4 protein-coding genes are annotated in these 5,602 nt (G+C 47.0%); 1 reads left to right on the top strand and 3 read right to left on the bottom strand.

What is annotated here, in order from left to right; genetic code table 11:
- The 3 genes from COV46_05370 to COV46_05380 all read right to left on the bottom strand — a co-directional run.
- Positions 1-213, bottom strand: a 213-nt coding sequence (locus COV46_05370) for a hypothetical protein (GenBank protein ID PIR17158.1), incomplete at its 3' end; no start/stop codon positions are given.
- Between the two features lie 201 nt (positions 214-414).
- Positions 415-705 carry a hypothetical protein gene (locus COV46_05375; GenBank protein ID PIR17159.1) on the bottom strand — a complete coding sequence of 97 codons (291 nt, stop codon included), beginning with the start codon at positions 703-705 and terminating at the stop codon, positions 415-417.
- Complete coding sequence (locus COV46_05380; GenBank protein PIR17160.1) at positions 702-1,658, bottom strand: hypothetical protein; 957 nt, start codon at positions 1,656-1,658, stop codon at positions 702-704. Before COV46_05380 ends, COV46_05375 begins: the two co-directional genes overlap by 4 nt.
- A gap of 576 nt (positions 1,659-2,234) precedes the next feature.
- Here COV46_05380 and COV46_05385 point away from each other — a divergent pair.
- The gene (locus COV46_05385; protein PIR17161.1) at positions 2,235-5,369 is read left to right on the top strand and encodes a hypothetical protein; all 3,135 of its coding nucleotides are present in this window, start codon (positions 2,235-2,237) and stop codon (positions 5,367-5,369) included.
- The last annotated feature ends 233 nt before the right edge of the window (positions 5,370-5,602 follow it).

Raw genomic sequence — 5,602 nt, forward strand, 5'->3', positions numbered from 1 at the left:
GCCCCTTACCTGCCGCACTCTGGCGGACGACTCGACCGCGGGATTACGGGCGTCTTGTCGGTAACCGGCCGCACGTCCGTTCTGCTCTGAATGGGCCGGAACGTTATTAAACATCTTCGCCCACCAAGATGACCCGGCCAAGGCGTCAGATGTTTCTGCAACAATGACCATGGCTATCAAAATCGGCAATATGCAAACCAGCTTTCTTGGCATAAAAGGATCCTGTATTATTTTGCGCTAGGCACATCCCACCGTGGCTACCTCCTTATATTTATTGCATTACGCGTGCCAAAATGTAGTCCATTTAATATATCGAAAATACTCAGTTTCTCGCCTACAAACACTCTCGAAATGATAAAGATCACAACAGCGTTCGTCAAAATATTGACATGGTGGCCGTTCGCATGAATAAAATCATCCCGCTTCTTGAACATAGCTGACAACAATATTGATTATTTTCTGGACTATTTTGCCGCAATTCTTGAAATAAATCCTGTCTAAAACGTCATTCCCATATTTTCTGACAAGGTCGCTTAGCAAGGCATGAATAAATGATTGGGTTGTTCCGTCAATTCCTTCAAAATCCAAAACAATTTCGTTGTTGCCGTCAAGCGCCGGGGCGATTTGAGCAAGCCGGATGCTCTTTGCCACATCTTTATTTTCGGCAAATGTTCCGACTAAAGGAAACAATTTTATTGTTATCATATGAATTTCGCTTTTTTATGTTTCGCTTTCTTTTGTTCCGAGATGGCCTTGAGATATACATTTCTCACAAAATCCAACAATTGAGAAAATTCTTGTTTTTGTCCCAGAGAAATATCGATTCCAACCACCGTGCCATGCCAGCATGGAAGCCCCTCGCTCAAAGAGTGCCTGTCTCTGAACGGGTCTATATATAGTTTTGAACTGGCCCCGCTCTTAAGCAATTTGTACATGGCGTTGCCGCTGTAAAGTATAAAAAAATCGTGGGCAAACTTAGCGATGGATTTTATAAAAAACAATCCCGCACCCGCATTAAATTCCGTTCCTCCTATTCTACTAGTCGTACCTGTTATCCCGGGCGTTAAGGCCAGTTTTATCGCTTCCATATCGGAGCTGGTTTTATAAGATGCGCCTATTGATTTTTTAATCCCGACGCCAGAATCAACGATGCCGATCCTTATAGTGTTACTTTTTTTGTAAAATTGCGCACATATAACAGCGCCTTCTTTTGACAAAGAGTGTTCAAAAACGTTCCGCACCAGTTCGCTTACAACATATTTAATTGGTTCTGCCTGCTCTGGTTTAAGGTGCAACAAGGGGACCATATCCGCAATGAAATGCGACAGTCCCTCTGAACCGTCGATCATTGACAAAGGGATAAAACGCCCTGCTGGTTCGTGTTCGGTAATTGCAATGTCGGATTTCAGGTTTAATATTCTGAACAATCCTATTCTTTCAAGATAGTGTTTTGACTTGGCCTCCAGTTTTTCAATAAAAATATTTTCAGGCTTAACCTGCCGTCCCAAGGCGGCTACCATTGCCAGAACAACTGGATGTAGCGATATCCATTTCTTATTTGCGGTGATTTTCAGGACATCCTGATTTTCGGTGTCAAAGGAACGTAGAAATGGATCTATATTCCCTAAAAAAGCGCTATTTGGCAGGTGGATTTGCATATCAATTTTACCGGCATTGCCGGATGAATTTTATTTACCCGAAATTACAGGTAATAAATATATGACATATATACAAACAAAGCAAATGAAATTATTGAGTTTTCGTATCCCCTCAGTCTTATGGGGGGGGAGAGTGTGAGAGCGATGTCGCGGAGGGCTTAGGCCAACAACAGCCAATTTCCAAATGCCGTGCCCGAGCGCCAAGTTTGGACTGCGCCCCGTAAGTTGGACACGTAAGGGGTAGAGATTAGAACATAGCTGACTGGCTCAAAAAATGTGGTATAGGAGACTATGGACTGCGCCCCATAGATTGGACAGATGAGGGGTAGAGATTAGAACATAGCTGACTGGCTCAAAAAATGTGGTATAGGAGACTATGACCACGAGAAAGGAGCCAGTTATGGGAAAGAAGTGCCGGGGATGTCAACAATTTGACGCATTTATCATTTTGAACTTGTTTTTGATTGTGCAGTCAAACGTTTTCGTATAAGTACCAGGCAATTCATATAGTTATGTGCGTGCTGATTGCAGCGCAAATGGCAGGTGAATTGCATATTCACTCTCCCGGAGGTCGACATGAAACTTATCTCTAAGTGCTCCATTTTTATTTTTATGCTGGCTATTTTATTGTCTCCGAATTTTTCTGCAATAGCTTCCGCGGACTGCGCTGCCAGAGACACCGACGGCGACTCTGTCAACGATTGCGTCGACAATTGCAGTTACGACATAAATCCGAACCAGGCGGATTCAGACAACGATGAAATGGGAGACGCCTGTGACGGTGACATAGATGGCGATGCAATAAAAAATGCGGATGACAACTGCCCGTCCATTGCCAACAAGGATCAAACGGATCAGGATGGCGATAAGACCGGCGATGTTTGCGATATTTGCGAAGGATTTGACGACAGCGCCGACGAAGACAGCGATGGAACGCCGGACGGCTGTGACGCCTGCGTGTGGTACGCGGGAAACACGTGTCCGCCATGCACGGATAACGAGGCGAATTACCAGCTCTACATTTCCGGCAAATCGATGGATGTCTGTGAGTCCCAGTCCAAATTAATCGAGGTAGTTTGCAAAAACGGCAAACCCGTCTCTACCCCCGTAAGTTGCAAGAAAGAATTTGGCCCAAGCGCCTCATGCAAAGGCAATATCTGCGTCGTAGCGGAAGATAAAGACAAAGACGGAACCGCGGACGGCGATGACAATTGTCCCGACTGGTTTAATAAGGATCAAAAGGATATTGATAACGATGGCGTCGGTGATGCGTGCGACGCTGATAAGGATGGTGACGGCAAAAATAATGACAAGGATAATTGTCCGGATGTCTACAATCCGGACCAGATCGATAGCGACGGAGACGGTCTCGGCGACGCTTGCGATTCTGAAAACAACCTTGACCCGTGCAATCCGCCGGCGGATGAAGAGACAAAAGAGATATGCGATTGCTTGAAGAGCTCTGATGCGGATAAGTGCCTGCCAAAAATTCCCGAAGACAAGACTTTTGGAGAGGTCGTAAACGATGCCGGAGGCAGTTCGTCCTGCGACGGAGACTCCAAAGAGTCTTTTTTCCCATCCATTTCAACAATGAATTTTTACGCAATAACAGGGAAAGATTATCATCAATGGGCGGCCGGCGAAGGCGGAAATATTTTTAAACGATATGGGGACGAAAAATGGACTGCAATGGCTTCGCCCTGGGATATCGCCGGCATGAAAGCCTCAAAAGTTTCTGACGAAGAGCGGGGCATCACCGATCTTTTTGGAATAGGAAAGGAAAGCGTGGCCGCGGTCACAAAGTCCGGCCATTTCTTTTTGTGGTTCAACGCCCACTGGATTCAGTGGGGGCCAAGCGGTCCTGGCGACGGCAAATCGTTTGGGTCGCCGCTCTACGCGGTTCATGGAACGGGAAAAGATGATATATGGATAGCCGGCGATAACGGCGCCATTTTTCATTTTGACGGATCGAAATGGAAGTCCGAAAAGATAGGGGGAGACTCCTTCTGGGCGATCTTTACGAAGGCCGGGCAATCCTCCAGGATAAAGGTTGTTTGGCGCGATATCTTCGCGGAGGCTGACGGGCGAGTCTTTTTAGTTGGCGATAAGGGAAAGATCGCATACCGGCAGTACAATAAAAACGAAGATTCTGTCAAAAGTCCGATGTTCATTCTTCAAAAATTTTGGAATAGCGGTCACGAGGCAGGATTTTGGACGGAAATAGACATAAAAAATGATGTCGACCTTCGGGCCGTTTGGAGCGATGGAAACGACGTCCGTCTTGGCGGTAGCAAAGGGCTTTTCTGGTGCGGAAAAACCTCGTTCGACGTGTGCCATGAATTTCCGTCCCAGTCGACAATCCTCGGCATCTCGGGCTCTTCGAAAGACGATCTGGCGGTCGTCGGAACGCATTCAATATTTTACTTAAAATCGGCCAGCGCCTGGTCGAAAGAGAAGCTTCCGTTCCCCAATAGCTTAACCGGCGTCTATAAAGAGGCGCAGTTTGTTTCTGCGTCCGGTATTAACGGAACGCTCTACGATCTGGACAAAGAAACAGCCTCCGCCAAATTCATCCAGAGAGAATCGCTTACCCATCGCGAATGGGCCAAGACGCGCTGGACTTCGGCAACCGGCAGTGTGGACGAATTTTGGGTGAGCGGCGACGATTTGAGCGTTGGACATTTTAAAGGGGCCACATCAAAGATCATATACAGCGACGAAAGCTACCTCCCCTTTTCGGATTATGAGAAAAGGGATTTCAGGGACATTCTGGTGCTGGACGGGTATCTCTACGCTGTTGGAAACGTTGGTTATCTCCTGCAGGGAAAAACGGACAATTCGGAATGGCAGAAAATTGCCTACCCTGCGGCTTTTGCCAAGTATTCCAATGCGAGGTCGCCGGCCGGCTTGCTGAAACTCAGTCATCATTCGCAAATGTCGCCGGACATGAGATCTGTTCGCAAACGGGATGGCGGCGTCCTGGTTGCCGGCAATTTGGGATTATTTTTTTACGACCGGAAAAGTGGAGAGTTTAAGTTTCTAAAAGGCACAGGCTCTCCTGCCGTGGCCCTGCATTATGAGGAGAAGGATTATTTGGCCAAAGATGACGAAGTGCTTTACGGCATTTTTCCGGCCGCTTATCAGGCGATCAAACTGCCGACAAATCTTTTGCCGCAGGACATTGCCGAATCTAACGGTGCCGTTTACATCATTGGTAGAGAGAGTTCGGAAAAAGAATTAATCGGCTCCGGCGTTCCTGAATCTTCCAAAAACTTCAAGCCTGATATTCCGTTCATCAAAAAACATGGCGAACCGGAAAAGATTGCCAATAAAAGCCGCCTGGCGAAAATTTCTGAAGGGAAAGCGGATATAGTAGTGTCGAACGATAAGGCCTTTCTCGGACTGAGGTCCGTTTACTTTAAGCTGGAGGGGAAAGGCCCTCTTCCAGACATTCCGCTTGCGGGATATGTAATCATGGGCGAAGATGGATACATAAGCATATTTAGCGGTAAGTCATCGCTACCGATAGCTACGGAAGAAGAGCTGGATATTTACGACGGCCTGTACAAAGTGAAAGAGCATTACCTGAAGATCACGAATTTTCTTGAGGGAAAGGTAAGATTAAAATGGTCTGCAGATGTGATCGGTGTCGGCGAGACAAACAAGATATCGAAATTTGACGCGTGGGGAGAATGTAAAGTCGGATTTTAGCGGCAGGGTCATCATAAATGGAGGTCACTTATGCGCACAAAATATTTTTCCGCGATAATTATGCTCGGAGTCGTTGCTCTGCCAACAGCGGCGTTTTCCTTTCAGTGGCCGTGGGCGAGACAAGATAATAGAGCGCCAATGCGGGACGCCCGTAATCCCGCGGTCGAGTCGTCCGCCAGAGTGCGGCAGGTAAGGGGCATTCAGCAGGGGATCGAACATTGCAAAAGCCTGTG

The organism is Deltaproteobacteria bacterium CG11_big_fil_rev_8_21_14_0_20_49_13 (assembly GCA_002796305.1).
Classification (GTDB): domain Bacteria; phylum UBA10199; class UBA10199.

Excerpts from the sequence above, each read along its gene's own strand:
- COV46_05375 (PIR17159.1), bottom strand. The coding sequence starts at position 705 with ATGATAACAATAAAATTGTTTCCTTTAGTCGGAACATTTGCCGAAAAT.
- COV46_05385 (PIR17161.1), top strand. The coding sequence starts at position 2,235 with ATGAAACTTATCTCTAAGTGCTCCATTTTTATTTTTATGCTGGCTATT.
- COV46_05380 (PIR17160.1), bottom strand. The coding sequence starts at position 1,658 with ATGCAAATCCACCTGCCAAATAGCGCTTTTTTAGGGAATATAGATCCA.